The sequence below is a fragment of the Microlunatus sp. GCM10028923 genome, assembly GCF_042666975.1.
In the GTDB taxonomy this organism is placed as follows: Bacteria; Actinomycetota; Actinomycetes; order Propionibacteriales; family Propionibacteriaceae; genus Microlunatus.
Map to the genome: position 1 here is coordinate 311,378 of NZ_JBHTFF010000002.1, position 23,391 is coordinate 334,768.

Here is a 23,391-nt window from a genome sequence, read left to right on the forward strand (position 1 = left end):
GATCGGAAAGTCCGCGAGACCGGCTAGCCGCGCTGCTCCTCGGCGGCGGTCTCCTCGTCCTCGATCGCCGCCCGCATCGACTCGGTGCCGGCGTTCAGGTCAAGGCCACGGGTGACGAGCAGGAACGCGACGCCGAGCAGGGCGTAACAGACCGCGAGGACGATCAGGACCGGCACCGAGCGGCCGTCCGGCGGCATGATCAACGCGGTGATGCAGGCGGCCAGCACCAGCGCGACGTTGAAGATCATGTCGTAGATCACGAACGCCCGGCCCTTGACGTCGTCGTCGACGTGCGCCTGGACCAGGGTGTCGACGCAGATCTTGACGCTCTGCGCGGTGATGCCGAGCAGGAACGCCGCGATCATCAGGGTGACCTTGGTGTAGATCGCGCCCGGGAACACCTGCAGCACGGCGGACGCCAGCAGCGCGATGACGACCCAGGCCCGGACCCCGGCGCGGGCGGTGATCAACGGCGTGATCGCGGCGGCGGCGACGAATCCCGCCCCGGTGATCACCGCGAACAGACCGAGGTCGGCGATGGCCGGATTCACGTCGTCGATGCTGTGGAAGTGGTTCCGGAAGATCAGGATCGTGGCCACCGTGACGACGCCGAAGACCAGTCGCTGCAGGCCGATGGTGAGCAGGCCGATCCCGGCGGCACGGCGCTCGCGCAGGTGCCGCAAGGCTCCGGCCAGCCCCGCGATCACGTCCCGGGCGGTCCGGGTGCCGCGTTCGTCCGGGCCGAGTTGATCACGCGGGATTCGCAGCGCCAGGCACGCACTGAGCACGTACCCGCCGCTGGCGACGATGAACAGCGTTGCATCCGCCGCGAACGACGGCACCTGGCTGCCCAGCACCAGCCGGAGCAGGGTGCCGAGCGCCGCACCGAGCAGCGCGCCGGCCGGCCCGACCGTCGGCACCACCGAGTTGGCGACCATGTATTCGGTCGGCTCGATGGTGTGCGGCAGGGCCGCCGACAGGGCGGCCAGCAGGAACCGGTTCAGGCTCATCGCGAGCAGCACGCCGCCGTAGAACAGTGCCTCGACCGATCCGGTCCGTAGGCCGGTGGCGACCAGTGCGGCCAGGCCGAGCACCAGGACGGCCCGGATCAGGTCGACCACGACCAGCACCTGGCGGCGCGACCAGCGGTCCAGGATGACGCCGACGAACGGGCCGAGCACGGAGAACGGCAGCAGCGTGATCGCCAGCACGGCGGCGATCGAGCCGGCGTCGGGCTGGCGTTCCGGCGAGAACAGGACGTACGACGCCAGCGCCACCTGGAGCAGCCCGTCGCAGGACTGGGTGGCGATCCGGACCGCCATCAGCTTCCGGAAGTAGCCGTGTCGCCACAGCACACGCAGGGCGCGGATCCACTCCATCGGGTCAGTCTCTCGTACGGCCTCGGACTATTCCTTCGGAGGGTATTTGGCGACGTACTCGTGCAGCGTGTCGTCGCGCAGCGCCTTGGACAGTTCGGCCATCTTCTCCTCGTCCACCAGGTCGATCGCCTGGCCGTCATCGGAGGTGCCGAAGCCCGAGATCGGGGCCTGCAGGCTGTAGATCTGCGACGGCGGCAATCGGAGCGAGAACGCCAGCTCGCGGATCTTGTCGTCGGTGAGCGCGCTGTCCACGGTGAGGTGGGAGGCGACGCCGCCGATGAAGGTGGTGAACCGCTGCGGGTTGGCGATCGTCTCCGGGCTGAGGCCCTTCTCCACGATCGCCTGGATCACCTTCCGGTGGTTCTTGGCCCGATCAAGATCACCGTTCTTCAGCTTCTTCCGCTCCCGGACGAACCAGAGGGCTTCCTCGCCCTTGATCGTGATCTTGCCCTTGGGGTAGTGGAAACCGTGCGTACTGAACTCTTGATCATTGGTGACCGTCACCCCACCGAGCTCGGTGGTGAGCTCGGTGAAGCCGTCGAAGTCGATCAAGGCCAGATGGTCCATCCGGGAGCCGGTGAGCGACTCGACGGTCTTGATCGTCAGCTTCGGGCCGCCCCACGAGTACGCGGCGTTGATCTTGGCCTTGCCCTTGCCGGGGATGTCCACCCAGAGGTCGCGGGTGAACGAGATCAGGTACGCCTTGTCCCGGGCCGCGTTGAGATGGGCCACGATCAGCACGTCGGACCGGCCGCTGCCGCTCTTGTTGTCCGGATCGCGGCTGTCGGAGCCGAGCAGTACGAAGTTGACCGCGCCCTTCTCCTGGGACGGCTGCTTCTCCGGACGATCGGTGTCCTGAGGATCCGGCATCGAGTCCTCGGTCCGCTGCAGGTTCTGCAGCAAGGACTTGTTCAGCGACGATGCGTACAGGAAGCCGGCGACCAGGGCCAGCACCAGCACGCCGGCGACGGCGATCAGCACGGCCGGCAGCACCCGGCGCTTCTTCTTGGGCGGGCGCGGTCGACGCTCTCGCGGTTCCTCCTCCTCGCTGAAGGTGAACAGGTCGACCGGCGTGTCCGGCATGGCGTCAAGACCCTTCGCTGACTGAAACTTCCCCGATTGTGCAGGCCACGGGTCCGCGGCCTGCCCGATTGTAATGGCCTGCGCAAGTCAACTCCGGCCGAAGCCGATGAGTTCCCGAAGGGAAGCCCACCAGGTCCGGCTCCGCTTGGGTAGGGTCTTTCGGGTGACCGATCCGCGCTCCGCTCGCGCCGAGGGCGCCGCCCGCCGGGCCGACCTGGCGCAGGGCCAGCAGCGGACCGAGGCGGTCAAGGCGCAGCGGCTGATCGACGCGTTCGTCGCCGAGGCGCGGCAGCGCGGGCTGCCCACCGAGCAACTGCGGGCGCGGCTGATGTCGGGGGCGGAGGCCCGGACCGACCGGACCGGCTGGTATCTCCGGCGGGACCGTTCCGTCGCGATCGGCGAGAACGGCGAATACTTCGTGCTGCTGGTGCCGGGCGGTCTGGCCGACCGGATCCGCGGGGTCAAGCTGGCCCCGACCCCGCCGCCCCTGGTGGTCGGGCGGGGCGGTCCGGACGGCGAGGCCGGCGATCTGGCCGAGTTCCTGCGCCGCCGGCTGGATCAGGGGTGACGTTCGCGCGGTCGCTCACGGTCGCCGGTCCCGGGACCGGACGGTACGAGGCCAAGGGCTCGGTCTTCCTGGGCCGGGTCGAGCGGGTGTCCACTGAGGACGCGGCGCGCGCCGTGATCGACCGGGCCCGGCGGGACCACCACGACGCCCGGCACCACTGCTCGGCCTTCGTCCTCGGCCCGGACGGCCGGATCCAGCGGAGCAACGACGACGGCGAGCCGTCCGGCACGGCCGGTACCCCGATCCTGCTGGTGTTGCTGGGTGCCGGGGTGAGCGACGTGGTCGCGGTGGTCACCCGCTGGTTCGGCGGTACGTTGCTCGGCGCCGGCGGCCTGGTTCGCGCCTACACGGCGGCGGCCCAGGCAGCGCTGGCCGACGCGGGCACGCTGGCCCGCGAGCTGCGCACCCTGGTCGAGATCTCCGTACCGGCGGCGCAGGCCGGGAAGCTGGAGAACACGGTCCGCCAGGCCGGTGCCGACGTGACCGAGGTCCGCTGGGCCGACCCGGTGCTCATAGCGGCGGCGGTGCTCGACCCGGACGGCCTGGTCCGGGTGGTCGCCGAGGCGTCCGGCGGGGTTGCCGAGGTCGCGGTCGTCGGACAGTCCTGGATCGACCTGGAGGGAGCGGGCGGATGAGCGAGGTACGGGTCCGGCAGGCGGCACCGGAGGACCACGACCGGATCCATCCGGTGCTGGACGACTGGTGGGGCCGGCCGATCGCCTCGGTCCTGCAGTCGCTGTTCCTGGACCACTTCTTCGACACCAGCTTCGTCGCCGACGACGAGCAGGGCCTGGCCGGTTTCCTGGTCGGCTTCCTGTCCCCGGCCCGCCCCGAGGTCGCGTACGTCCACTTCATCGGTGTCCGCCCCGACCTCCGCCGCTCCGGCCTCGCCGCCGACCTCTACGACCGCTTCTTCGACCTGGCCCGCCGGAACGGTCGTACCGAGGTCTGGGCCATCACCGCTCCGGTCAACGAACGCTCGATCGCCTTCCACCGAGCCCTCGGCTTCGACGTCACCATTCAGCCGAACGGCCCGGTCCGCTTCCGCCGCCCGCTCTAGTGCGGATTTCCGATTTGTTCAATCGGATCGGCGTCCCGGCTGCGAACCTTTCCTGGTCTGCAGGTTCAGCGTGGAAGGGAACCGTTCGATGGCCACCGTCAAGCACGGCAAGATCTGCTACCTCTTCATGCCCAGTCAGGACGTCGAGCGGTCCGGCGCCTTCTACCGGGCCGTCTTCGACTGGAACGTGCGCGTCCGCGACGACGGGTCCGCGGCGTTCGACGACTCCACCGGGCAGGTGTCCGGCACCTGGGTGACCGACCGCCCGCCGGCGACCGAGGGCAGCCTGGAGCTGCACATCATGGTCGACGACCTCGACCGGGCCATCGCCTCGATCCGGGAGCTCGGCGGCAGCGTCGACGAGGCGGACATCCATGCCGACGACGCGCGGTGGGCCGTGTTCGGCGATCCGGACGGCAATCGGCTGGGAATCTACGAGCACCCGAGCGGTTCCTGATCGGCCGGTCTACCGTGAGGAGATGCCGCCGCGTTCGGACTCCGCCCAGCGTGGTCCGCACCCTGCGCTGAAGGGGCTGGTCGAGAGCTACACCGGTACGTCGCTCACCGGTTGCACGCCGGGAATCCACCTCGGGACGCCGTCGCTGACGCTGCCGTTGATCATGAGTCTGCGTGATCATCCGGTCGTCCAGCTGCAGTCCCGCACCGGTGCCGACCGGGTCGCCTACCAGGGACTGGTGGCCGGTCTGCAGCTGGCGCCGGTGCTGATCGATCATGCCTCCTCGGCCATGACGCTCACGGTGGAACTCACGCCTCGAGGCCTGACGGAACTCTTCGGTGCCCGGCCGAGCGACTGGTTCGGCGTCTCCGTCCATGCCGCGGACGCCCTCGGCCGGTCGGTCGAGGAGCTGCGGCAACGAGTCGAGTTCCTGGACGGCTGGCCGGCCCGGTTCGCCGCCGTCGACGCCTATCTGCTGGCCCTGCGCCGTGATCGACGCTCCGCTCCGACCCTGGCCGACCGCGCCTGGCGGACGATCCGGGCCACCGGCGGCGGGCTGACCGTCGAGCAACTGGCCGGGCAGCTCGGGACCTCCCGCCGCACCCTGCAGAGTTGCCTGGTCAGCCAGCTCGGGGTCGGTCCCAAGGCGCTGTCCCGGGTCGCCCGCTTCGGTCGCGCCCGCGAGCTCGTTCACGCCAGGCTGCAGCATCGCGCACCGGAGCCCACGCTCGCCGCGATCGCCGCGCGGGTCGGGTACGCCGACGAGGCACACCTGATTCGGGACTGGCGGCTCTTCACGGGCTGCACCCCGATCCGCTGGCGGGACGTGGACGCGTTCGCCTTCTCGGATTGATCGGGGCCGGTCAGGGCTTGGCCAGCGCCTCGCGGCGGATCCACTGGAGCAGGGTGGGGTTGCCGACCGTGGTGATCACGCTGACGGTACGGCGCAGGTGGCGGTCGTCCAGCAGAGCCAGCAGGCTGGCGGCCAGGTCGGCGCGTGCGGTGAACCTGCCGTCGGCCTGGCCTTCGACCACGGTGTAGTCGGTGACCGCCGGCAGGTGGTAGAGCCCGCTCGGCCGCACGATCGTCCAGTCCAGCCCGCTGTCCCGGACCAGCGCCTCCATCCGCCGCATGTCGTCGTACAGGGTCTTGCCCAGCACCCGCGTCACGTACGGCAGGAACACGCGGTTGAACAGGATCCCGCCGTCGGAGTACGGCTGCGGGTCGACCCCGGTCGAGCTGACGACGGCCAGCCGGCGGACCCGATGCCGCCTCATCGCGGCCACGATGTTGATCACTCCGCGCGAGTAGGTGCTGATCGGCTTCTTACCGGCGGGTACGCCCAGCGTCGACAGCACCGCATCCCGACCCGCGACGGCCAGGTCGGCCGCCGCCGGGTCCAGCACATCGGCACCGACGACCTCGAGTTGATCATGCTGCAACGGGAACGAGTCCGGACGACGGGTGACCGCGGCCACCTCGTGTCCGGCGGCGAGTGCCTGCTCGGTGAGCAGGCGGCCGGTGAGGCCGTTGGCCCCGAAGACGGTGATACGCATCCGGCTGTCCCTTCCGTGCGTGGTCGGCTCTACCTGTCTTGAGCCGAACGGCGGCCCGATTCCTGACAGGGAACGCCTGTGGCGTCGCTCACGGGTGATGTCAGGCAGGGAGGGAACGCCGGAGGATGTCGTCGACGACCTGGTCGAGTGGTCGGCCGGTGTTGATCACGATGCGGTCCTCGGGCAGCCGTCGATCGAGGATGCGGTCGGCCCTGGTCCGATACCGACCGGCCAGGAAGTCGCGGTCGGCCTGCCGGCCACCGAACTCGTGCTCCGGCCGCCGGGCCAGCCGGCGCAGCAGGGTCTCAAGATCGGCATCAAGGACGAACACCGCGTCGAAGAGCTCGATGATCTTCGCGAGGTTCCGCGAACCCCCGCAAAAGAAGGTCACCGGCTGCCGATGATCACCGGCCAGGGACCGCACCAGGTCGAGATCCCAGATCCAATGCCGGTCGGCCCAGTCCAGGCAGGCCGGGCAGTCGCAGCCGGGCCGGTGCCGGCCGCCGAACGGACCGCGGGCGGCCAGTTCGGCATCGGTCACGGGCTCGCCGGTCTCCGGATCGCCCTGATTGGCCAGCGCCCGGTCGCCGTGAATGGCCTCGTGGCCGCGCCGCAGCAGTTCCGTGCAGACCGCGGTCTTGCCGCTGCCGGACACGCCTTCGATCAGGACGTTCCGCACCCCCATCCCGCGGAGCGTAGTGATCGGGGCCTCCGGTCACGACCCGATTTCCTCGCTCCAGGACGCGCCCTAAGCCTGTCGAAGGGCCAAGCCAGACCGTGCCTTGCCCTTCGACAAGCTCAGGGAACGTGTTCGACGCGGGAGCGTGGAAACTTACGCCGGGTCTGGTGGCCCCGACTTTCCACGTTGTTAGGTCACCAGGCGGTTGGGGCGGGCCCAGCGGATCCGGGCGATGATCGTGTCGCCGTCGAAGCCGGTCTTCGGGTTGTGTTCGCCGACGGTGATCCAGGACTCGGCCTCGCTCGCGGCGACGGTGGCGAAGTTGCCGAGCATCGGCACGGTGTTGGGTACGGCCCGGCCGTCGCCGCGCAGCCGGACCGCGATCCGTTCGGTGCTGCGGATCAGTCGCAGGGTCGCGGGATCGACCCGGGCCAGGAACAGCGGGGCCCGGTGCCGGGGCACGGCCGGGTTGTCCGCGGTGGGCCGGGTGTAGCAGAGGTAGAGCCCGTCGCTGTGGGTCAGCCACTGCTGCTGGGTGGTCGTGGTGGGCAGCGGTTCCCCGTCGTCGTACGTCCACGGCCGCGGGTCCGCCCAGCCCAGCCCATCGACCGACCGGCTCACGTACCCCAGCCCGTCCTCGGCCCGGATGGTCAACAGGAACTGATCATGGAACAGCGCCAGGCTCGGCTCCAGCAGACCGCGATCGACCGGATGCCGCAGGATCCGCCCGTGCTCCCGCACGGTCAGCCGGTCACCGTCGAAGCCGCAGCGCAGCGTGGTCACGGCCCGGTCCAGCCGGCCGTACGGAGCACAACTGAGCGGGATCAGCACGTCGCCGTCGGGCAGCACCAGCCGTTGCCCGCAGCCGCACGACTGGAACGCGGCCGCCTCCGGATGATCCCAGTCCAGCCGCCGCCGCGGACCCCAGGTGCCGGCCGGATCCCGTACCGCGTAGTGGATGAAGCGATCTTGCAGCGGTGTGCGCAGGGCGCCGTCCTGGTACCAGGTGTTCTGCCCCATCGCGATCACGGTGCCGGTCGGCTGATGCAGTCCGGGCGTGACGTCGAGGATCGACTCCTCCAGCCCGCCGCCGTGATCGATCCGGGCCAGCGACGGGATCGGCTCCGGCCGGCTCCAACTGCGGCCGCCGTCGGCGCTCCGGGTCCAGTGCGAGCCGAGGTAGTTGTCGTTGTCGATGATCTCCTGCAGCAACATCAGCACCGAGCCGTCCGGCAGTCGGTCGGCGCGGGTCTGGAACCAAGACACGCCGTCGCACCGGTGACTGAAGACGATCTGCTCGTCGATCCCGGTGATCAACTCGTCGGTGATCATGGAACCAGGAGCTTAAGCGCCTCCAGGTTGCCGGACACCCAACCTTCGCCGAGCGTCTCGCTGCCCAGGATGGCCGGCTTGCGGATGAGGTGGAAGTCGAGATGCTCGATCGTTGCCGCGATCCGGAGCCACGGCAGTGCGGCGAGTTGATCATCGTCAAGTTCCCGGACGGTACGGTAGCCGGCCAGGAACGCTGGCCACTGCTCCGTTCCGGCGACCCCGGTCAGGTCGTCCACCAGCGGTCCGGGCCCGGCCAAGTCGAAGTCGTAGACGATCATGGTCTCGCCCGCCAGCAGCAGGTTGTCCAGGGTGACGTCGCCGTGGCGAATGCCCTGCTCCAGGCCGGGCAGCAACCCCGCCAGCCGCTCCTCGGCGAGCCCGGCGCTCCGCTCGACCAGCTCCCGGTCGGCCGGCTCGAGACCGTCGGCCGCGAGCACCCGCCGCAGCGGCACGGCCAGCCGCTCCGCCAGGTCGTACGGACGCCGCGGCAGCTCGCTCGTGAAGTCCGCGGCGGCCCGGTGCAGCTCCGCGACCGCGACGCCGAAGCGGCGGTAGAGCGCATCGTCGAACGGCGGCCGCGGCTTGTCCCCGCTGACGTACTCCGACAGGGTGGCCGGCCGCGGCCCCTCCGGATAGTCGAACAGCTGCACCGGCCGGCCGTCGATCCCGTCGCGCACCTGCGGCACCGGGATCCCGCGCCCGGCCAGGTGCCGGGTCAGCGCCATCTCCCAGGCCACCTCGGCCGGAGTAGGCCCGCCGTGCCGGTAGACCTTGAGCAGGTGATCGGCCGTCCCGGCGCGCACGCGGTAGACGTCGTTGACGAAGGACCGGACCAGCACGGCGGAGTCGGCCGCGAGCCCGTACCGCTCACGGACCAGGGCGGCCAACCAGCCCGGCTGAGCCAGCGAGCGCAAGATCGACAAAGAAGTCAGATGTCCTCGGTCGTCGTCGCCGACTTCTTGACCTTGAGGAACTTCATGTACGCGTCGACGACCTCGCCCGGCTCGCCGCGCATCATCAGCTTGCCCTTGTCCAGCCAGATCGCCTCGGTGCACATCTCCTTGATGCTGCCCAGGCCGTGCGAGACGAGGAACATGGCCCGCGCGCTCTCCCGCAGCTCGGCCATCTTGGCGTTCGCCTTCTCCCGGAAGTGCGCGTCACCGGTGGACAGTGCCTCGTCGATCATCAGGATGTCCGGCTTCATGTGCACGGCCACCGAGAAGCCGAGCCGGGCCGACATGCCGGACGAGTAGGTCCGCATCGGCATGTCGATGAAGTCGCCCAGTTCGGTCCATTCGGCGACGTCGTCGGCCTGCTCCTCGACCTCCTTGCGGGAGAGTCCGGCGGCCAGGCCGCCCAGGATGATGTTCTCCCGGCCGGTCAGGTCCTTGTTGAAGCCGACGCCGAGGGCGAGCAGGGTGCTGGCCCGGCCCCACACCTCGATGGTGCCGGAGGACGGCGGCAGGATGCCGGCCATCGCGCGCATCAGGGTGGACTTGCCGGCGCCGTTGGCACCGATGATCCCCATCGCGGTGCCGGTGGGCACCTCGAACGAGACGTCGCGGAGGGCCTTGACCTCCTTGACCGCGCGTTGTCCGCGGCCGAACCGGATCAGGGCCTGTTTCAGCGTGGGCTTGCGCTCGAAGGAGGTGCGGTACGTGATCGAGAGTTCCTCGACCTTCACCGCGAGCGACGGAGACGGCGCCTTCGAGATGTCGGGGTCAGACGAGACGGACAGCAAAATCACGCTCCCTCGACATGAAGAACAGGAATCCGACGACCACGGCCGCCAGGGCCCACGCGGCGGAAGCGATCCAGGTCACCGGGCCCGGCATCGGACCGTTCTGCACGAGGTCCGTCAGGCCGGTGAGCATGTGATAGGCGGGGTTGAGCTGGACGATCGTCTGGATGATCCGGTCCATCTGGCTGAGCATCTCGTAGTTCCACAGCACCGGCGACAGGTACAGCCAGAGCCGGAGAAAGTACGGCAGGAAGCTCGACGTGTCCCGGAAGTAGACCTGCATGGTGGCGAAGATCGCCGCCAGGCCCATCCCGAAGACCACGATGCAGGCCAGGAAGTAGAACGACAGCAGCATCCGTGGATGCCAGGGCAGGCCGAGCGCGATGTGCGCGATCAGGTAGACCGGCAGCGTCGGCAGGAACCGGAAGAACGCGGTCCGCACCGCCGACAGCGGGATCAGCAGCCGAGGAAACGCAGTGTTCATCACAAGTTTGCCGGAGCCGGTCACCGAGGTCGCCCCGGTGCTGACCGAAGTCTGGATCAGCGTGAAGGCGAACAGGGCCAGCATCAGGTGGGTGAAGAACGTCGGGTCGTGCCGGTTCCGGATGATGGTGACCAGCAGGTAGTAGATGCCGGACATCAGCAGCGGGTTGAGGATCAGCCAGGCCTGGCCGAAGAACGTCGTCGAATTGGCGCCCCGCATGGTCGCCTTGCTCAGCTCGGCGGCGAAACCGCGCCGGTGCCACAACTCCTTGAAATACGGCACGAAGGGCGGCAGGCCGGCCTTGTGTGCGCCGTAGGAGTGATACACCGGATTGAATTCGCGGTCGTCAGTGCGCGTCGGTGTACTCATCCCACCACCGCCTTCATCCTCAACTCTCCATGCCTGTCGATTCCGCCACGGCTCGGCGAATCCCCCACGTGCCGGCCGGGCGTCTCCACCTTCTCAAGGCCGTTCGAGCGAGGCTAGTCTGCCACGCCCACCCCTTGCCGCCCGATTCCACCGTGTCAGGTTCCGAAACGGGTCCTAATCGGTCGGCACCAGGCCCGTCGTGAAGGCGATCACCACCGCCTGGGTACGGTCCCGGGCGCCGAGCTTGCCGAGCAGTCCGCTGACATGGGTGCGTACGGTCTCGACGCCGAGCACCAGCCGGTCCGCGATCTCGGCGTTGGTCAGACCTTGCGCGATCAGGCCGAGCACCTCGGCCTCGCGCGGGGTGAGCGCAGGCCCGGTGTAGCCGGCCTTCTCCGGCTTGTGCTGGCCGACCAGCTGCCGGATCGACTCGGGGAAGACCAGGCTGTCGCCGCGGGCCACGGTCCGGACGGCGGAGATCACCTGGTCCGCGTCGGCCCGCTTGAGCAGGAAGCCGGAGGCGCCGGCCCGCATCGCGTCGAACACGTACTCGTCGCTGGCGAAGGTCGTGATCACCAGCACCCGCGGCGGCTCCGGCAGTCCGAGCACCAGCTCGGTGGCCCGGATCCCGTCGACGTTCGGCATCCGGACGTCCATGCAGACCACGTCGGGCCGCTTGCTCCGGACCACCGAGACCGCTTCGGCGCCGTCGCCGGCCTCGCCGATCACCCGCAGCTGCGGGTCGCTCTCGATGATCGTCTGCAGGCCCTGCCGGACGATCGGCTCGTCGTCGACCAGGACGACCGTGATCTCGCCGTCTGCCGTACCCGTCATGCCCTGCTCCTGTCTGGCCCTGCTTCGGATTCACTGCTGCCCTGCGCCGGCAGTCGTACCCGGAGAACCCACTCATTCTCACCGTCGCTGCCCGGTTCGACCGTCGTCGACACGGTGCCGCCGAACAGCGCCGCGCGTTCCCGCATCCCGGTGATCCCCCGGCCGCCGGTGCTGCGGGCCTGGCGGCGCTTCCGGTACGGGTTGCTGATCATGATCGAGACCCCGGCCTGGTCGGCGGCCAGCTCCAGCCGGGTCCGCTCCCCGCTGCCGTGCCGCCGCGCGTTGGTCAGTCCCTCGGAGACGATCCGGTACGCGGTCGTCGACAGCAACGTCGGCAGTCCCGGGGTGACGTCCACCGCCGCGTCGATCTCGACGCCGAGCTCGCGGTGCGCGGTGATCAAGGTCGGTACGGAGTCCAGGCCCGGGTCAGGCGACCGCGGTGCCGCCCGGTCGCGCAGCACGGCGAGCATCCGGTCAAGATCATCGGCGGCGTTCCGGGAGGTGGTCTCGATCACCTCGAGCGACCGGGCGGCCTTGTCCGGTTGGGTTTCCAGGATCCGCCGGCCTGCGCTGGCCTGCAGCGAGATGATGCTCAGCGCGTGCCCGATCCCGTCGTGCAGGTCCCGGGCCAACCGCCGGTGCTCGGCCTCGGTGAGCAGCCGTTGCTCGGCCAGTTCCAGCCGGTCCCGCCAGGTCGGGCCGAGGAAGATCGGCACCAGCCGGCGGAGCAGCAGCCCGACCAGCCAGGCCGCGACGACCGCCGCGGCCAGGGTCACCAGGCCGACCAGGATCGCCAGCGCGACCCAGGCCGGCTCGACGTTCAGCCGGCCGTCGGCGCCGATCTCGCCGCCACCGCTGGCCACCCAGCCGCCCAGCGCGACCGGCACGCCGACCAGGGCCAGCCCGATCACGCCGCCGACCAGGATGTGCAGGATCACCCAGGCGGCGGCCCGCCACCGGTGCTCCCAGGTCGGGTGCTGCGGAGTGATCAACTCGCGGTCCACCCGGAGCAGGGTCCGGCAGGCGGCGACCTCGACCTCGCGCAGACCGGGCAGCAGCCCGACCGCGAACATCGGCGGCACGACGATGATCACCACGGCCCAGATCGGCAGCGGGGTGAGCGCCACCAACAGCTGACCGACGCCGATCTGGAGCAGCACGAACGCGACGAAGATCGCGGCACCCAGCATCAGGTACGCGACGTTCAGCACGATCGGGCGGACGACGGACATGGCCCTATCCTGCCCGGCCGCCGCCCCGGCCCCCTCCCCCGTCCGGGTGGTCCCGACTCCCTTTCAGATATTAAGTTGTGCGCAATCTAATTGCGTGCAAGGATTGTGGTCATGAAGCGCGGACCGGAACTCGACGAGATGCTCTGCTTCGCGCTCTACGCCGCGAACCGCCGGATGAGCCAGCACTACCGCGAGCTCTTGGCGCCGTGGGAGCTGACGTACCCGCAATATCTGGTGCTGATCGCCCTGTGGCGGGACGGTCGGCTGACCGTGACCCGGCTCGGCGACCTGCTCGGGCTCGACTCGGGCACCGTGTCGCCGCTGCTGAAGCGACTGGAGTCCCGCGGGCTGGTCAGCCGGACCCGGGAGGCGACCGACGAGCGGGTGGTGACGGTGCGGCTGACCGAACGAGGCGCGGCGCTCGAGGCCGAACTCGCCGACATCCCGCGCTGCCTGGCCGACAAGGTCGGCATCGACGCGGCCGAGGCCGGGAAGTTGCTGACCCGGCTACACGAATTCACCGCAGGACCGAGCGGCGCGGACCGACCGCAGCCGACCTCGAACTGATCGAAAGGAAAGCATGGAAACGCTCTACACCGCCGAGGCACTGTCCACCGGAGCCGGCCGGGACGGCCACGTCCGGACCGACGACGGCCGGGTCGATCTCGACCTGGCCATCCCCAAGGAGATGGGTGGCTCCGGCGACGGCGCCAACCCGGAGCAGCTGTTCGCGGCGGGCTACTCGGCCTGCTTCCACTCCGCCCTGCAGGCGGTGGCCAGGACCCGCAAGGTCTCGGTGGCGGACTCCAGCGTCGGTGCCCGGGTCGGCATCGGCCCGAACGGCGAGGGCGGCTTCCAGCTCACCGTGCTGCTCGAGGTCACGCTCCCCGGACTGCCCGCCGACCAGGCCCGGGAGCTCGCCGAGGCGGCGCATCAGGTGTGCCCGTACTCCAATGCCACCCGCGGCAACATCGAGGTCACCCTCGAGGTCGTCGAGGACTGATCGAACATCGAAAGACTGCTTTCGAAATGATACTCTCCATGCATGGAGAGTGCTGAGGGAGCCGACGGGGGCTGGTGGCGCGGGGTCCGGCGCGGCATTCTGCTGGTGGCGACGGCCGGGCGCTGGTGGTTCGTCGGTACGGTCGCGACGATGGCCGTTTCCGGGCTCGGGCTCGGGGCCGCGGTGCTGGCCGGCGGCGAGGTGGCCCGGCGCCTGACCGGCGGGTCGGCCGGCCCGGAGCTGCTGCCGCTGTTGATCATGATCGTGGTCCTGGTGGCGGTGATCGCGTTCGGCCAGCTGGTCGGCACCGGGCTGCACCGGCTGCTGGTCGAGCGGGTGATCTACGTCAGCCACCGGCAGGTGCTGGAGTCGAGTGCGTACAGCGAGGCGATCGCGTGAGACGCGGGGTCCCCGCGAAGTTGTTCGGGGGAGCGCAGCGGAGGAGAAGAACTTCGTGGGGTGCATCACCGGTCCGAGTTCCACGACGAGCTGCGGCGGGCCAAGAACAGCGCCGACTCCTCGCTGCAGTTGGCGATGGCCGTGCCGCAGCTGCTCGGCTCGGCGGTCGCGGCGATCGGCCTGATCGCTGCCGCCGCGGTGACCGTACCGGCGATGATCCCGGTGGTCGCACTGTCCGGGATTCCGTTGCTGTTGGTCAGCCGGGCCAACTCCGAGGAGATGTACTCGTTCAGCTTCGGCCGGACGCCCGGCGACCGGGAACGCTTCCAGCTCGAGGGCGTGCTGTCCTCCCGCGACCAAGCCGCCGAGGTGCGCATCTTCGGCATCGAGTCCTATCTGGTGACCCGCTGGCGGAGATTGTACGACGAGCGGATCACCGAACTGGTCGGCCTGGTCCGCCGGTTCGGCCGCCGCTCGGTGATCGCCGCCGCGGGCGTGGCCGGCACCTTCCTGCTGGTCCTGGGCCTCGGCTGGTGGATGGTCAGCAGCGGCACCGCGACGCTCGCCGACACCGCAGTGGCCGGGGCGACCGCGCTGCTGCTCGGGGCCCAGGTGCAGCAGATCGCGACCAGCCTGGGCCAGCTCAGTGAGCACGGGCTCCGGCTGGCCGACTTCGAACGGCTGCTCGCGGCCGGCATCGAGCGGCGGGCGATCCGTCGCGATCCGGCGCCGCCGCTGCGCCGGCTGGTCGTGGACCGGCTCGGCTTCGCGTACCCGGGAGCATCGGGCCGGGCCGTCGACGACGTGTCCTTCACGGTCGGGGCCGGCGAACTGGTGGCGATCGTCGGCGTCAACGGGTCCGGCAAGACGACCCTGGCCAAGCTCCTCTGCGGGCTCTACCGGCCGGACGCCGGGACGGTCACCTGGAACGACCGGCCGGTGCACGACCTGGACCTGCGCGGCGAGGTCGGCGCGATCTTCCAGACCTTCGCCCGCTACTGGTTCAGTGCCGCCGACAACATCGCGATCGGTGACGTGGCCCGCGGTGACACGGCCGACCCGGCGGCGGTCCGGCGGGCGGCCGAACTGGCCGGCGCCGACGAATTCCTCGGCGAACTGGCCCAGGGGTACGACACCCGGCTGACCGTCGAGCTCGAGGGCGGCACCGACCTCTCCCTCGGCCAGTGGCAGCGGGTCGCGATCGCCCGGGTGCTCTACCGGGACCCGTCCCTGGTGGTGCTGGACGAGCCGACCGCCTCGCTGGACCCGCAGGCCGAGGCCGCCCTGTTCGCGACGCTCGACGACCTGCGCCGGGACCGGACCATCGTCATGATCAGCCACCGGTTCTCCTCGGTACGGTCGGCGGACCGGATCCTCGTGGTCGACCGGGGCCGGCTGATCGAGCAGGGCACCCACGAGCAACTGCTGGACCTTGGCGGCCACTACGCCCGGCTCTACCGGACCCAGGCCGCAGCCTTCGCCTGAGGGCCAAGGGTGTCGGGCAACGGTGCCGTCGCCCTAGAGTTCCGTTCCGTGCGCAAAGCGTTGACGCTCGTCCTGTTCCTGGCGGTGCTGGTCGCGGCGGGCTGCGGCCCGGAGGAGAAGGACCCGTCCTCCGGGGCGACGCCACCCGGGAACGGTCCGTCGACCACTGCGCCGTCGAACGCCGGCCCGTCCAGTGAGGCCCCGCCCACGGCAGGCCCGGCGGGCGGCGGCGGCTCGCTCGAACTGGCGAAGAAGTACGCGCCGCTGGTCCGGATGGGCCAGGGCGAGAAGAACCTGCCGATCGACGCGGTGTTCTTCATCAAGAGCTCGGAGCTGCGCTGGAACCGCGACGACCGCTGCGACGACACCCTGGTCGATCGGACGCCCACGCCGGAGAAGCTCGCCGACCCGAACGCGTACCGGGCTCAGAAGACGGTCGACGGAGAGTGTGACCAGCGGGAGGGCCGGGAGTACAACACCACCGAGCGAACCCGGCCGTTCGCCAACAAGGAGACCCTCGGTAAGGAGGGCTACTTCCTGGATTCGCTGAACTTCCTGCACGAGGCGGGCAAGGTCACGGGCGAGAACGCGGCGCCCGCCTACGTCGAGTACGTGGAGGGTACGGAAGCCAACCAGGGCAAGACCGCGTACATCTACTGGTTCTTCTACCCGTACAACACCTGGACCAATCCGACTCCGGGCGCGAAGGGCAAGGGCGGCAACCACGAGGGCGACTGGGAGCGGATCACCGTCGTGGTCGGCGCGTCCGGGAAGCCGGAGGGCGTGGTGTTCTCCCAGCACGACACGAAGTGCCGGATGGACTTCGCCAAGGTGGCCGGGAAGGACGGGCACCCGGTGGCGTACTCGGCGACCGGGACCCACGGCTCGTACCCGATCGGAGACGCCCGGTACAAGATCGAGAGCCTGCCGCCGGCCCTGAAGGCGCTCGGCATGCTCGAGGACCGGACGAGTTCCAGGGGCCAGACCTGGCAGACCTGGCTGGACCTGAAGGAGGTCCAGCGCGAGCCGTGGTGGGGCTACGCCGGCGGCTGGGGCGAGGTCGGCGGTCCGATCGGTGCCGGTGACCTGGACAAGCACCAGACCGGTCCGGAGGGACCGAACCCGATCAAGCACACCGAGCAGATGGCCAAGGAGGCGTTCACCACCGACACGTGTCCCGAGCCGGTGTCGAGGGACGTGCCGCAGGACGACAAGCAGGCTGTGATCAAGCGCGTCGAGTACTACCTGCACGCGCTCGGACGGAAGGACCCCAGCGCTTGCTCGATCGCCGCGCCGAAGTTCCGGCCGCTCTGCCTGTTCGCCTTCGAGATGTCGAAGGACGATACGAGCGAACAGGAGTCGAAGGTGCTCCGGACCATCAAGATCGACCCGGACCGGGTTCGGAAGGTCTCAGACAAACGGTACGAGTTCCCGCCGTCCTCCCTGCTCGGCAAGACGTCGATGGATGGCGCGCTGGTGATGATCAAGCTCAAGAAGCAGTGGTACCTGACCGACGAAAAGGGAGCTCGCTAAAGGGCTTGAGCTGGAGTGCACTCCAGCTCGTACGGTCGCGGGATGGACTACAGATCACTCGGAAACACCGGCCTCAAGGTCAGCGAACTCTGCCTGGGCGCCATGATGTTCGGCGAGAAGACCGACGAACAGGACAGCCGGCGGATCCTGCACCGGTTCACCGAGGCCGGCGGGACCTTCATCGACACCGCCGACGTCTACGGCGCCGGCCGGTCCGAGGAGGTGCTCGGGCGGTGGCTGGCCACGCAGCGGCGGTCGGACTACGTGATCGCCAGCAAGGTCTGGGCGCCGATGGGTCCGCGCCCAACCGACCGGGGCCTGTCCCGGAAGCACCTGCTGGACGCCGTCGACGCGAGCCTGCGCCGGCTCGGCACCGACTACCTGGACCTCTATCAACTCCACCTCTGGGACGACAGCACGCCGCTCACCGAGACCCTGTCGACGCTGGACACCCTGGTCCGGTCCGGCAAGGTCCGCTACCTCGGCGTCAGCAACTTCAGCGGCTGGCAGCTGCAGAAGGCGGTCGACCTGTGTCTCCAGCACGGCTGGGAGCCGCTGTCCTGCCTGCAGCCGCTGTACACGCTGCTGGACCGCTCGCCGGAGTGGGAGCTGTTGCCGGTGTGCCGGAACGAGGGGCTCGGCGTCATCACCTGGTCCCCGCTCCGGTCGGGTTGGCTGTCCGGCCGGTTCCGGCGCGGCATGACGGCGCCGCCCGGCGACAGCAAGGTGGCCGGCCCCGGCACCCACGCCTGGGACCGGTACGCCAACGAGCACACCTGGCACGTGATCGACGAACTCGCCGCGGTCGCCGAGCAGACCGGCCGCACGATGCCGCAGGTCGCGGTCCGCTGGCTGCTCCAGCAGCCCGGGGTCACGGCGCCCATCATCGGCCCGCGAACCCCGGACTACCTGGAGGATCTGCTCGGCGCCGTCGACTGGACACTCACCGCCGGCCAACTGGACCGGCTGGACGTCGCGAGTCGGCCGGAACAGGTCCCGTACCCCTATTTCCTGTGAATCTCTTCCGCACTTCCTAGTCGTCAGCGAGGTTCATGGGCCGAGAGACAAGCGGACAGTCGCCACTTTGTGCAAGACTGCTCGCGCTGGCAATTCCTGAGTCGTGGTGAAGTACTGCGCCTGAGATCTTGCGCGGGCACGGGGCAGGCGCCTCAAGGTCCGACAGCAGTTGGGCTGTGAGGTGCGGCCCAAGATGTCTAGGAGAAACAACCATGGCAGAAGGAACCGTCAAGTGGTTCAACGCTGAAAAGGGCTTCGGCTTCATCGAGGTCGACGGCGGCGGAGCTGACGTGTTCGTGCATTACAGCGCGATCGAGTCGACCGGCTACCGGTCCCTCGACGAGGGTCAGCGGGTCGAGTTTGACACCACCCAGGGGCCCAAGGGCCCGCAGGCCGAGAAGGTGCGCGCGATCTGATCGCACGCAATGCTTGAGGAACGGCGCCGGTCATTGCGACCGGCGCCGTTTCGCTTTGCTCAGCGTTCGAGGACGAACAGCTCGATGCCCCAGCCGAGGGCCTGGCCGGCGGTCGCCGTCCAGCCGGTCGCGGCGGCGAGCTCGCGGAGTCGTTCCGCGGACCGGGGCGGCAGTCCGGTGCCGGCGTAGCCGAGCAGCCCCTGCTGTGCGGCCGCCGGGCTGAGCGCGTCCGGTCGCAGGGCGTCGATGATCACCGCCCGGTCCGCCGCCTTCGCCAGCTCACCCAGCAGGTCGATCGTCTCGTCGTCGGTCCGCTGGCCGAGTGCCAGCACGCTGACCGCGACCTCCGTCGCCGGCCAGTCGGCGGTGAACGTGTGCTTGTGATCGGCCGGCTCCTCGGTGAGTACGGCGAGCGGCCCCGGTCGTTCGACCACGGTCGTCGCCCGCACCGCGCCGTCGGTGCGCAGCCGGTCCGCGATCAGCACCGCGCCCGGCCCGGTCAGCGCGACCTCCGACACGCCGCGCCAGCAGTCCAGTCGGGCCAGCCCGGTGACCACGTACTGCAGCCGGCTGGCCTGCTCGACCAGCTCCGCGTACCGGTCCTGATCATGGTCCAGAGTGGCCTGCAGGGTCTGCCCGTGCTGCCGCGACCAGGGTGAGGTGCCCCGGCGCAGGCTGGGCGTCAGCTCGGTCAGCGCGAGGATCAGGTCGGCCTCCGGCCCGGTGAAGTTTTCCTGATCATGCTCGTCGTCGAGCAACTGCTCGCCGAGCCGGCCCAGGGTGATCGACGTCGGGCCGGCCGTGGCCAGCACCTCGGACCGGACCAGCACGTCGAGCAGGACGCCGAGCCGGTCCGCCGGTACGGCCACCGCCTCGGCCATGTCGGTGAGCTCGACCGGGCCGGTGGCCAGCGGCTCCAGCAGGCCGAGGTCGAGTGCGGACCGGATCGCGAACCAGCCGATCGTCGCCGTCGAGTAGTCGGCCGGCCGCCACTCGGTCGCGCGGGCGGCGGGGCCGGACTCCTCGGCGTGCCAGTAGCCGGTCACGTCGAGGTGGCTCTTGGGCAGCCCGCGCTCGCGGGTCAGGTGCCGCCGGATCGGGAGCAGGGCGCGGCTCTCGCCGGCGCACCAGGCATAGCCGGTGCCGGGCCACCAGTCGAGTTCGCGGATCGCCTGCTCCAGGTCGGGTCCGTCGGCGTGCCGGGCCCGTACCCAGTGCAGGGTGTCGCCCGGCCGCAGCGCCAGCGGCAGTTCGGCGGCCGGATGGGTGATCACGACGACCACGTGGGCCGGTACGTCGAGCGGCCGTTCGTCGAGGAACCGGCCGATCGCGGGCAGTGCGGTCTCGTCGCCGGCCAGCAGGATCCAGTCCAGGTCGTCCGGCAGCACGGTGGACGACTTCGGCCCGGCGAACCACAGCGCGTCGCCCGGCCGGGCCGCCGTCGCCCAGCTCGCCGCCGGCCCGTCGCCGTGCAGTACGAAGTCGAGGTCGAGCTCGCCGGTCGCCGGGTCGAACCGCCGCGGCGTGTAGTCCCGGCCCTGCCGGTTCGGCGCCGGGCCCCATTCGATCCCGTCGGCCAGCTGGCGCGGCAGTGCGGCGTCAAGATCACCGTCCGCGGCGAAGATCAACTTCACATGATCATCGAAGCCGGGCGAGTGGAAGGCCGGCAGCGACAGCCCGTCCCGGCTGAACGCGCCGAGTTGATCACCGGTCAGGGTGACCCGGCGCAGCCGTGGCGTGACGTCGACGGCGCGGGCCACCTCGACCCGGCGCAGGATGATCGGGTGGGTCTGGATCCGGTGCTGGGCCATGATCAGGAGAACTGCTCTTCGAGGGTGTCCAGCAGGGCCATCGTCTCGTGGTAGTCGGCCCGGAGTGCCCAGTAGGGCAGATGATAGGCATGATCATTCTTGAAGGACGGTAGCCGGGCGTAGATCGGGCTCTTGGCCAGATCCTCGACCTTGATCGTTTCGGCGTTGAAGCCGAGCACGAACACGGTCGGCATGGTGACCGCCCGGTCGATCAGCTCCGGCGAGATCTCGAACATGTCGCCCGCACCGCCGTACGTCTCGAAGTCGTTGTCGGCGAAGAACGGCGCCGGCTCGAAGCCGAGCTGGGCCAGCTCCTGCGGCAGCCCGAAGTCCTCGACGATCCCGAACGGGCGCTGGTCGGAGGTGAAGCTCAGGTAGCCGACCGGTCCAGGCGGGGGAGTGATCTTGGCCTTCACCTCGGCGATCCGATCTTGGTAGCCGGCGAGCCGTTCGGCGTAGCGGTCGCCGCGGTCGAAGACCTGCTCGGCCAGGAAGGAGAACTGGTCCTGCCAGGACCGCAGCTCGTTGCCGACCAGCACCGTCGGCGCGATCGCGCTGAGCTGGTCGTACGCCTTGACCGCCTGGGCCAGCGGGAAGCCCTGGCCGCCGCCGATGATCAGGTCCGGCTCCAGCGCCAGGATCTCCTCGATCGCGAACCCGTCGCTGCTCCAGGGCAGGAACACCGTCCCGTCGGCCTTCGCGTCCTCGGCCCAGAACGGCGAGAAGACGCCTTCCTTGGCGTCGGCGTCCTCCGGGATCGTCGCCAGCACGGGCACGTCCATCGCGTAGAGGTAGCCGGCCAGGGCGAAGTTGAGCACCACGATCCGCTTCGGGTCGGCCGGCACCGTGACGTCGCCCTGACCGGTCTTGACCACCCGCTCCGGACCCGGGCTCGTTGCGGCCGGCGTCGCCGTACCGCCGGCGCAGGAGGCGAGCAGGACGGCGACGAGCGCGACGAACGCGGCCACCGCGGACCGCTGCAGCTGTGTGCTGGACATGGAACCCCTGACCATCGAACCCCCGGCAAGTTAGTGCACCCTAACTTAATGTGCGAAGCTGGTACGGCTCGCGACAGGACTGCCGTCCTCCGCGACGGACGCGACAGATCGGCTGAGGTGGGGCGTGACTGAACTGCTGGAACGGGTCGTGACGAAGAACTCGATCCGGTTCCTCGGACACGAGGAGCACAGGCACGACGTGCCGCACCTGATCCACGTGGTCCGCGGCACCGCCCGGCTCACCGTCGACGGCGAACCGCTCCGGCTGCACGAGGGGGAGAGCGTCTGGCTCGCCGCGGAGGTGCCGCACGCGATGCGGCTGCCGGCCGGCAGCCTGGCCGTCGGGCCGATGTTGTCGCCGGATCACGCGCCGGCGGGAGCGCGGGTGCGTCGGCTCGGCGTCCTGCCCGCCCTGTCCGCGCTGATCACGACCATTCTCGGTGCGGCACCCGAGACCGCCGACGAGGTGGCGCCGTTCCGGCGGGCGCTGGAGGACCTGCTCGACGGGCTGGACGCACCGCACTTCTGGGTCCGGGAGCCCACGCACCCGGTCGCCCGGCTGATCGGGAACGAGGCCGTGACCGGAACCGAGACGCTGGACCGGATCGCCGACCGGCACTACCTGAGCGTGCGCCAGGTCCAGCGGATCTTCCTCGACCAGACCGGCCTGCCGTTCGCCCGCTGGCGGACCCGGAGCCGACTCAACCGCGCCGTCGCCGCCCTGCGCGCCGGCCGAGACCTGGACGCGGCCCGCCTCGCCGCCGGCTACGCCACCCGGACCGGCCTGCTCCGCGCCCTCAGCCGCGAGTCCGGCCTCCCCGAACGCACGCTCGCCGCCGACCCGCTCGGGTCGTTGGCGGGGCAGTCGCGCTGACCGCGCCCCCGCCGAGCGCGCTCGGGCCATGACGAGGTCCGCGCCCATCTCTGATCCGTGATGTCGCCATTCGGAATCGGCGCCCGGCTCCGTCGCTGAACCGGGGCATCCTGACCGGCGTTGCGGGAAGGATGGGCGTGATGGGAGTTCGAGTGGTGGCAGGGCTGTTTGCGGTCGTCGGGCTGATCGCGATCGGCTTCATCTTGCTGGGGAGTTTCAATCTGCATCCCACGAGCGGGCCCGCCTGCTTCCCGGTGCTGCACACTCCGGATGCAGAGACTGCCTACGAGCCCGGGCATCAAGACAGTCTCCTGTGTACCCAAGGTCGGCTGGGCCGGCTCGCCGGCGCGGTCCTGGTCGCCATTCCGACGTCGATCCTGGGCGCGGCGGCGCTGCTCTACCGGGAGCGCGACCCCGGGAGTTGAGATCGAGCGAGTGACAACGGTCTCTGGTCAGCTACCAGTTCGGCTCTGCATGGCCTCGGCGACCGCGACGGATCGGGGCGCCGGCTCGGCGGCCAGGCCGTCGATCACTCCGGCCCGGTCGGCGGCCGAGCGGTTCTGGCTCAGCTTCGCCTTGCCGGCGACGCCCGTGACGGTCACCTCAACCCCGACGATGCCGCGCAGCTGCCCGGTGACGAAGGCCTCGGGGGCGTCGCTCACGGACCAGGGCTGCTCCCGCTCGCCCTCCTGCAGCCGGGTCAGCTCGGTCACGGCGTGCCGCAGCCAGTCCGTATCGCGGTGCACCCGGACGGTGCCGGTGAGCTCGACGGCGGTGTAGTTCCAGGTCGGCACGACGCGGCCGTGCTCGGCCTTGCTGGCGTACCAGGACGGCGAAACGTACGCGTCCGGCCCGGCACTGATCACCAGGCACGGCTGGTCCTCGCGGATCAGCTTCCAGTGCTCGTTGGCGATGGCCAGGTGGGCGATCACGGTCGTGTCGCGCCAGATGATCGGCAGCAGCGTGGCCGCCGGCCGGCCGTTCTCGTCGGCGGTGATCAGCCAGGCGGTGCGGTTCGCCTCGACCATGGCACGGAGTTCGGCTTCGTCGGTGACCTGGTTGGCCGGCGGGACGTACATGG

27 protein-coding genes are annotated in these 23,391 nt (G+C 70.0%); 14 read left to right on the forward strand and 13 right to left on the reverse strand.

What is annotated here, in order from left to right; all coding sequences use genetic code 11:
• Positions 1–23 precede the first annotated feature (23 nt).
• Positions 24–1,379 (reverse strand): MFS transporter, encoded by a 1,356-nt coding sequence (locus tag ACFQU4_RS05600; protein WP_377487900.1) that lies wholly within the window; start codon positions 1,377–1,379, stop codon positions 24–26.
• Between the two features lie 27 nt (positions 1,380–1,406).
• Positions 1,407–2,462 (reverse strand): LCP family protein, encoded by a 1,056-nt coding sequence (locus ACFQU4_RS05605; RefSeq protein WP_377487902.1) that lies wholly within the window; start codon positions 2,460–2,462, stop codon positions 1,407–1,409.
• 163 nt (positions 2,463–2,625) lie between these two features.
• Here ACFQU4_RS05605 and ACFQU4_RS05610 point away from each other — a divergent pair, with 163 nt between their 5' ends.
• From ACFQU4_RS05610 to ACFQU4_RS05630, 5 genes are all read left to right on the forward strand, one after another.
• Positions 2,626–3,030: a hypothetical protein gene (locus ACFQU4_RS05610; protein WP_377487904.1), complete on the forward strand. Its 405-nt coding sequence runs from the start codon at positions 2,626–2,628 to the stop codon at positions 3,028–3,030.
• Entirely contained in the window at positions 3,027–3,665 is a 639-nt protein-coding gene (locus tag ACFQU4_RS05615; protein WP_377487906.1) for an IMPACT family protein, read from the forward strand. Before ACFQU4_RS05610 ends, ACFQU4_RS05615 begins: the two co-directional genes overlap by 4 nt.
• A complete protein-coding gene (locus tag ACFQU4_RS05620; protein WP_377487908.1) occupies positions 3,662–4,090 on the forward strand; it encodes a GNAT family N-acetyltransferase in 429 nt (142 codons plus the stop codon). Before ACFQU4_RS05615 ends, ACFQU4_RS05620 begins: the two co-directional genes overlap by 4 nt.
• A gap of 88 nt (positions 4,091–4,178) precedes the next feature.
• Positions 4,179–4,547 carry a VOC family protein gene (locus tag ACFQU4_RS05625; protein WP_377487910.1) on the forward strand — a complete coding sequence of 123 codons (369 nt, stop codon included), beginning with the start codon at positions 4,179–4,181 and terminating at the stop codon, positions 4,545–4,547.
• A gap of 22 nt (positions 4,548–4,569) precedes the next feature.
• Positions 4,570–5,400 carry a helix-turn-helix domain-containing protein gene (locus ACFQU4_RS05630; protein WP_377487912.1) on the forward strand — a complete coding sequence of 277 codons (831 nt, stop codon included), beginning with the start codon at positions 4,570–4,572 and terminating at the stop codon, positions 5,398–5,400.
• Positions 5,401–5,410: 10 nt separating this feature from the next.
• Here the strand turns inward: ACFQU4_RS05630 and ACFQU4_RS05635 are convergent, their stop codons facing one another.
• The 8 genes from ACFQU4_RS05635 to ACFQU4_RS05670 all read right to left on the reverse strand — a co-directional run bounded on the left by ACFQU4_RS05635 (position 5,411) and on the right by ACFQU4_RS05670 (position 12,774).
• A complete protein-coding gene (locus tag ACFQU4_RS05635; protein WP_377487914.1) occupies positions 5,411–6,103 on the reverse strand; it encodes an NAD(P)-dependent oxidoreductase in 693 nt (230 codons plus the stop codon).
• A gap of 100 nt (positions 6,104–6,203) precedes the next feature.
• Complete coding sequence (locus ACFQU4_RS05640) at positions 6,204–6,788, reverse strand: nucleoside kinase (protein ID WP_377487916.1); 585 nt, start codon at positions 6,786–6,788, stop codon at positions 6,204–6,206.
• 183 nt (positions 6,789–6,971) lie between these two features.
• Positions 6,972–8,114 carry a sialidase family protein gene (locus ACFQU4_RS05645; RefSeq protein ID WP_377487918.1) on the reverse strand — a complete coding sequence of 381 codons (1,143 nt, stop codon included), beginning with the start codon at positions 8,112–8,114 and terminating at the stop codon, positions 6,972–6,974.
• A complete protein-coding gene (locus ACFQU4_RS05650) occupies positions 8,111–9,037 on the reverse strand; it encodes a phosphotransferase enzyme family protein (protein WP_377487920.1) in 927 nt (308 codons plus the stop codon). The genes ACFQU4_RS05645 and ACFQU4_RS05650 overlap by 4 nt, the downstream gene beginning before the upstream one ends.
• Positions 9,038–9,042: 5 nt before the next feature.
• On the reverse strand, positions 9,043–9,861 hold the full coding sequence (locus ACFQU4_RS05655) for an ABC transporter ATP-binding protein (RefSeq protein WP_377487922.1): 819 nt from the start codon (positions 9,859–9,861) through the stop codon (positions 9,043–9,045).
• A complete protein-coding gene (locus ACFQU4_RS05660; RefSeq protein WP_377487924.1) occupies positions 9,836–10,708 on the reverse strand; it encodes an ABC transporter permease in 873 nt (290 codons plus the stop codon). Before ACFQU4_RS05660 ends, ACFQU4_RS05655 begins: the two co-directional genes overlap by 26 nt.
• 174 nt (positions 10,709–10,882) lie before the next feature.
• Positions 10,883–11,542: a response regulator gene (locus ACFQU4_RS05665; protein WP_377487926.1), complete on the reverse strand. Its 660-nt coding sequence runs from the start codon at positions 11,540–11,542 to the stop codon at positions 10,883–10,885.
• The gene (locus tag ACFQU4_RS05670) at positions 11,539–12,774 is read right to left on the reverse strand and encodes a sensor histidine kinase (RefSeq protein ID WP_377487927.1); all 1,236 of its coding nucleotides are present in this window, start codon (positions 12,772–12,774) and stop codon (positions 11,539–11,541) included. Before ACFQU4_RS05670 ends, ACFQU4_RS05665 begins: the two co-directional genes overlap by 4 nt.
• A 111-nt stretch (positions 12,775–12,885) precedes the next feature.
• Between ACFQU4_RS05670 and ACFQU4_RS05675 the strand changes: the two genes are divergently transcribed.
• From ACFQU4_RS05675 to ACFQU4_RS05705, 7 genes are all read left to right on the forward strand, one after another.
• Complete coding sequence (locus tag ACFQU4_RS05675; RefSeq protein ID WP_377487928.1) at positions 12,886–13,341, forward strand: MarR family winged helix-turn-helix transcriptional regulator; 456 nt, start codon at positions 12,886–12,888, stop codon at positions 13,339–13,341.
• A gap of 13 nt (positions 13,342–13,354) precedes the next feature.
• Positions 13,355–13,777, forward strand: coding sequence for an organic hydroperoxide resistance protein (locus ACFQU4_RS05680; RefSeq protein ID WP_377487930.1), 423 nt, complete (start codon positions 13,355–13,357; stop codon positions 13,775–13,777).
• A gap of 42 nt (positions 13,778–13,819) precedes the next feature.
• Positions 13,820–14,176, forward strand: a complete 357-nt coding sequence (locus tag ACFQU4_RS05685) for a hypothetical protein (RefSeq protein ID WP_377487932.1) — start codon at positions 13,820–13,822, stop codon at positions 14,174–14,176.
• Positions 14,177–14,236: 60 nt separating this feature from the next.
• Positions 14,237–15,661: an ABC transporter ATP-binding protein gene (locus ACFQU4_RS05690; RefSeq protein ID WP_377487934.1), complete on the forward strand. Its 1,425-nt coding sequence runs from the start codon at positions 14,237–14,239 to the stop codon at positions 15,659–15,661.
• Positions 15,662–15,709: 48 nt separating this feature from the next.
• Complete coding sequence (locus tag ACFQU4_RS05695; RefSeq protein WP_377487936.1) at positions 15,710–17,194, forward strand: Vps62-related protein; 1,485 nt, start codon at positions 15,710–15,712, stop codon at positions 17,192–17,194.
• A 42-nt stretch (positions 17,195–17,236) separates the two neighbouring features.
• Positions 17,237–18,211 carry an aldo/keto reductase gene (locus ACFQU4_RS05700; protein ID WP_377487938.1) on the forward strand — a complete coding sequence of 325 codons (975 nt, stop codon included), beginning with the start codon at positions 17,237–17,239 and terminating at the stop codon, positions 18,209–18,211.
• A gap of 212 nt (positions 18,212–18,423) precedes the next feature.
• Positions 18,424–18,627, forward strand: coding sequence for a cold-shock protein (locus ACFQU4_RS05705; RefSeq protein WP_179752795.1), 204 nt, complete (start codon positions 18,424–18,426; stop codon positions 18,625–18,627).
• Positions 18,628–18,686: 59 nt separating this feature from the next.
• On the opposite strand, the gene ACFQU4_RS05710 is transcribed toward ACFQU4_RS05705, so the two are convergent.
• Positions 18,687–20,438, reverse strand: coding sequence for a siderophore-interacting protein (locus ACFQU4_RS05710; protein WP_377487940.1), 1,752 nt, complete (start codon positions 20,436–20,438; stop codon positions 18,687–18,689).
• A gap of 2 nt (positions 20,439–20,440) precedes the next feature.
• Positions 20,441–21,436, reverse strand: coding sequence for an ABC transporter substrate-binding protein (locus tag ACFQU4_RS05715; protein WP_377487942.1), 996 nt, complete (start codon positions 21,434–21,436; stop codon positions 20,441–20,443).
• Positions 21,437–21,560: 124 nt separating this feature from the next.
• On the opposite strand from ACFQU4_RS05715, the gene ACFQU4_RS05720 reads away from it, so the two are divergent.
• A complete protein-coding gene (locus tag ACFQU4_RS05720; protein WP_377487944.1) occupies positions 21,561–22,310 on the forward strand; it encodes a cupin domain-containing protein in 750 nt (249 codons plus the stop codon).
• A gap of 140 nt (positions 22,311–22,450) precedes the next feature.
• Positions 22,451–22,735: a hypothetical protein gene (locus tag ACFQU4_RS05725; protein ID WP_377487946.1), complete on the forward strand. Its 285-nt coding sequence runs from the start codon at positions 22,451–22,453 to the stop codon at positions 22,733–22,735.
• 27 nt (positions 22,736–22,762) lie between these two features.
• On the opposite strand, the gene ACFQU4_RS05730 is transcribed toward ACFQU4_RS05725, so the two are convergent.
• Positions 22,763–23,389: an FMN-binding negative transcriptional regulator gene (locus ACFQU4_RS05730; RefSeq protein WP_377487948.1), complete on the reverse strand. Its 627-nt coding sequence runs from the start codon at positions 23,387–23,389 to the stop codon at positions 22,763–22,765.
• Positions 23,390–23,391: the final 2 nt, after the last annotated feature.

Coding starts and splice junctions, on each gene's coding strand:
- ACFQU4_RS05600 (WP_377487900.1), bottom strand. CDS start 1,379: ATGGAGTGGATCCGCGCCCTGCGTGTGCTGTGGCGACACGGCTACTTC.
- ACFQU4_RS05605 (WP_377487902.1), bottom strand. CDS start 2,462: ATGCCGGACACGCCGGTCGACCTGTTCACCTTCAGCGAGGAGGAGGAA.
- ACFQU4_RS05620 (WP_377487908.1), top strand. CDS start 3,662: ATGAGCGAGGTACGGGTCCGGCAGGCGGCACCGGAGGACCACGACCGG.
- ACFQU4_RS05625 (WP_377487910.1), top strand. CDS start 4,179: ATGGCCACCGTCAAGCACGGCAAGATCTGCTACCTCTTCATGCCCAGT.
- ACFQU4_RS05630 (WP_377487912.1), top strand. CDS start 4,570: ATGCCGCCGCGTTCGGACTCCGCCCAGCGTGGTCCGCACCCTGCGCTG.
- ACFQU4_RS05635 (WP_377487914.1), bottom strand. CDS start 6,103: ATGCGTATCACCGTCTTCGGGGCCAACGGCCTCACCGGCCGCCTGCTC.
- ACFQU4_RS05640 (WP_377487916.1), bottom strand. CDS start 6,788: ATGGGGGTGCGGAACGTCCTGATCGAAGGCGTGTCCGGCAGCGGCAAG.
- ACFQU4_RS05645 (WP_377487918.1), bottom strand. CDS start 8,114: ATGATCACCGACGAGTTGATCACCGGGATCGACGAGCAGATCGTCTTC.
- ACFQU4_RS05660 (WP_377487924.1), bottom strand. CDS start 10,708: ATGAGTACACCGACGCGCACTGACGACCGCGAATTCAATCCGGTGTAT.
- ACFQU4_RS05665 (WP_377487926.1), bottom strand. CDS start 11,542: ATGACGGGTACGGCAGACGGCGAGATCACGGTCGTCCTGGTCGACGAC.
- ACFQU4_RS05670 (WP_377487927.1), bottom strand. CDS start 12,774: ATGTCCGTCGTCCGCCCGATCGTGCTGAACGTCGCGTACCTGATGCTG.
- ACFQU4_RS05675 (WP_377487928.1), top strand. CDS start 12,886: ATGAAGCGCGGACCGGAACTCGACGAGATGCTCTGCTTCGCGCTCTAC.
- ACFQU4_RS05680 (WP_377487930.1), top strand. CDS start 13,355: ATGGAAACGCTCTACACCGCCGAGGCACTGTCCACCGGAGCCGGCCGG.
- ACFQU4_RS05685 (WP_377487932.1), top strand. CDS start 13,820: ATGGAGAGTGCTGAGGGAGCCGACGGGGGCTGGTGGCGCGGGGTCCGG.
- ACFQU4_RS05700 (WP_377487938.1), top strand. CDS start 17,237: ATGGACTACAGATCACTCGGAAACACCGGCCTCAAGGTCAGCGAACTC.
- ACFQU4_RS05705 (WP_179752795.1), top strand. CDS start 18,424: ATGGCAGAAGGAACCGTCAAGTGGTTCAACGCTGAAAAGGGCTTCGGC.
- ACFQU4_RS05710 (WP_377487940.1), bottom strand. CDS start 20,438: ATGGCCCAGCACCGGATCCAGACCCACCCGATCATCCTGCGCCGGGTC.
- ACFQU4_RS05715 (WP_377487942.1), bottom strand. CDS start 21,436: ATGTCCAGCACACAGCTGCAGCGGTCCGCGGTGGCCGCGTTCGTCGCG.
- ACFQU4_RS05725 (WP_377487946.1), top strand. CDS start 22,451: ATGGGAGTTCGAGTGGTGGCAGGGCTGTTTGCGGTCGTCGGGCTGATC.
- ACFQU4_RS05730 (WP_377487948.1), bottom strand. CDS start 23,389: ATGTACGTCCCGCCGGCCAACCAGGTCACCGACGAAGCCGAACTCCGT.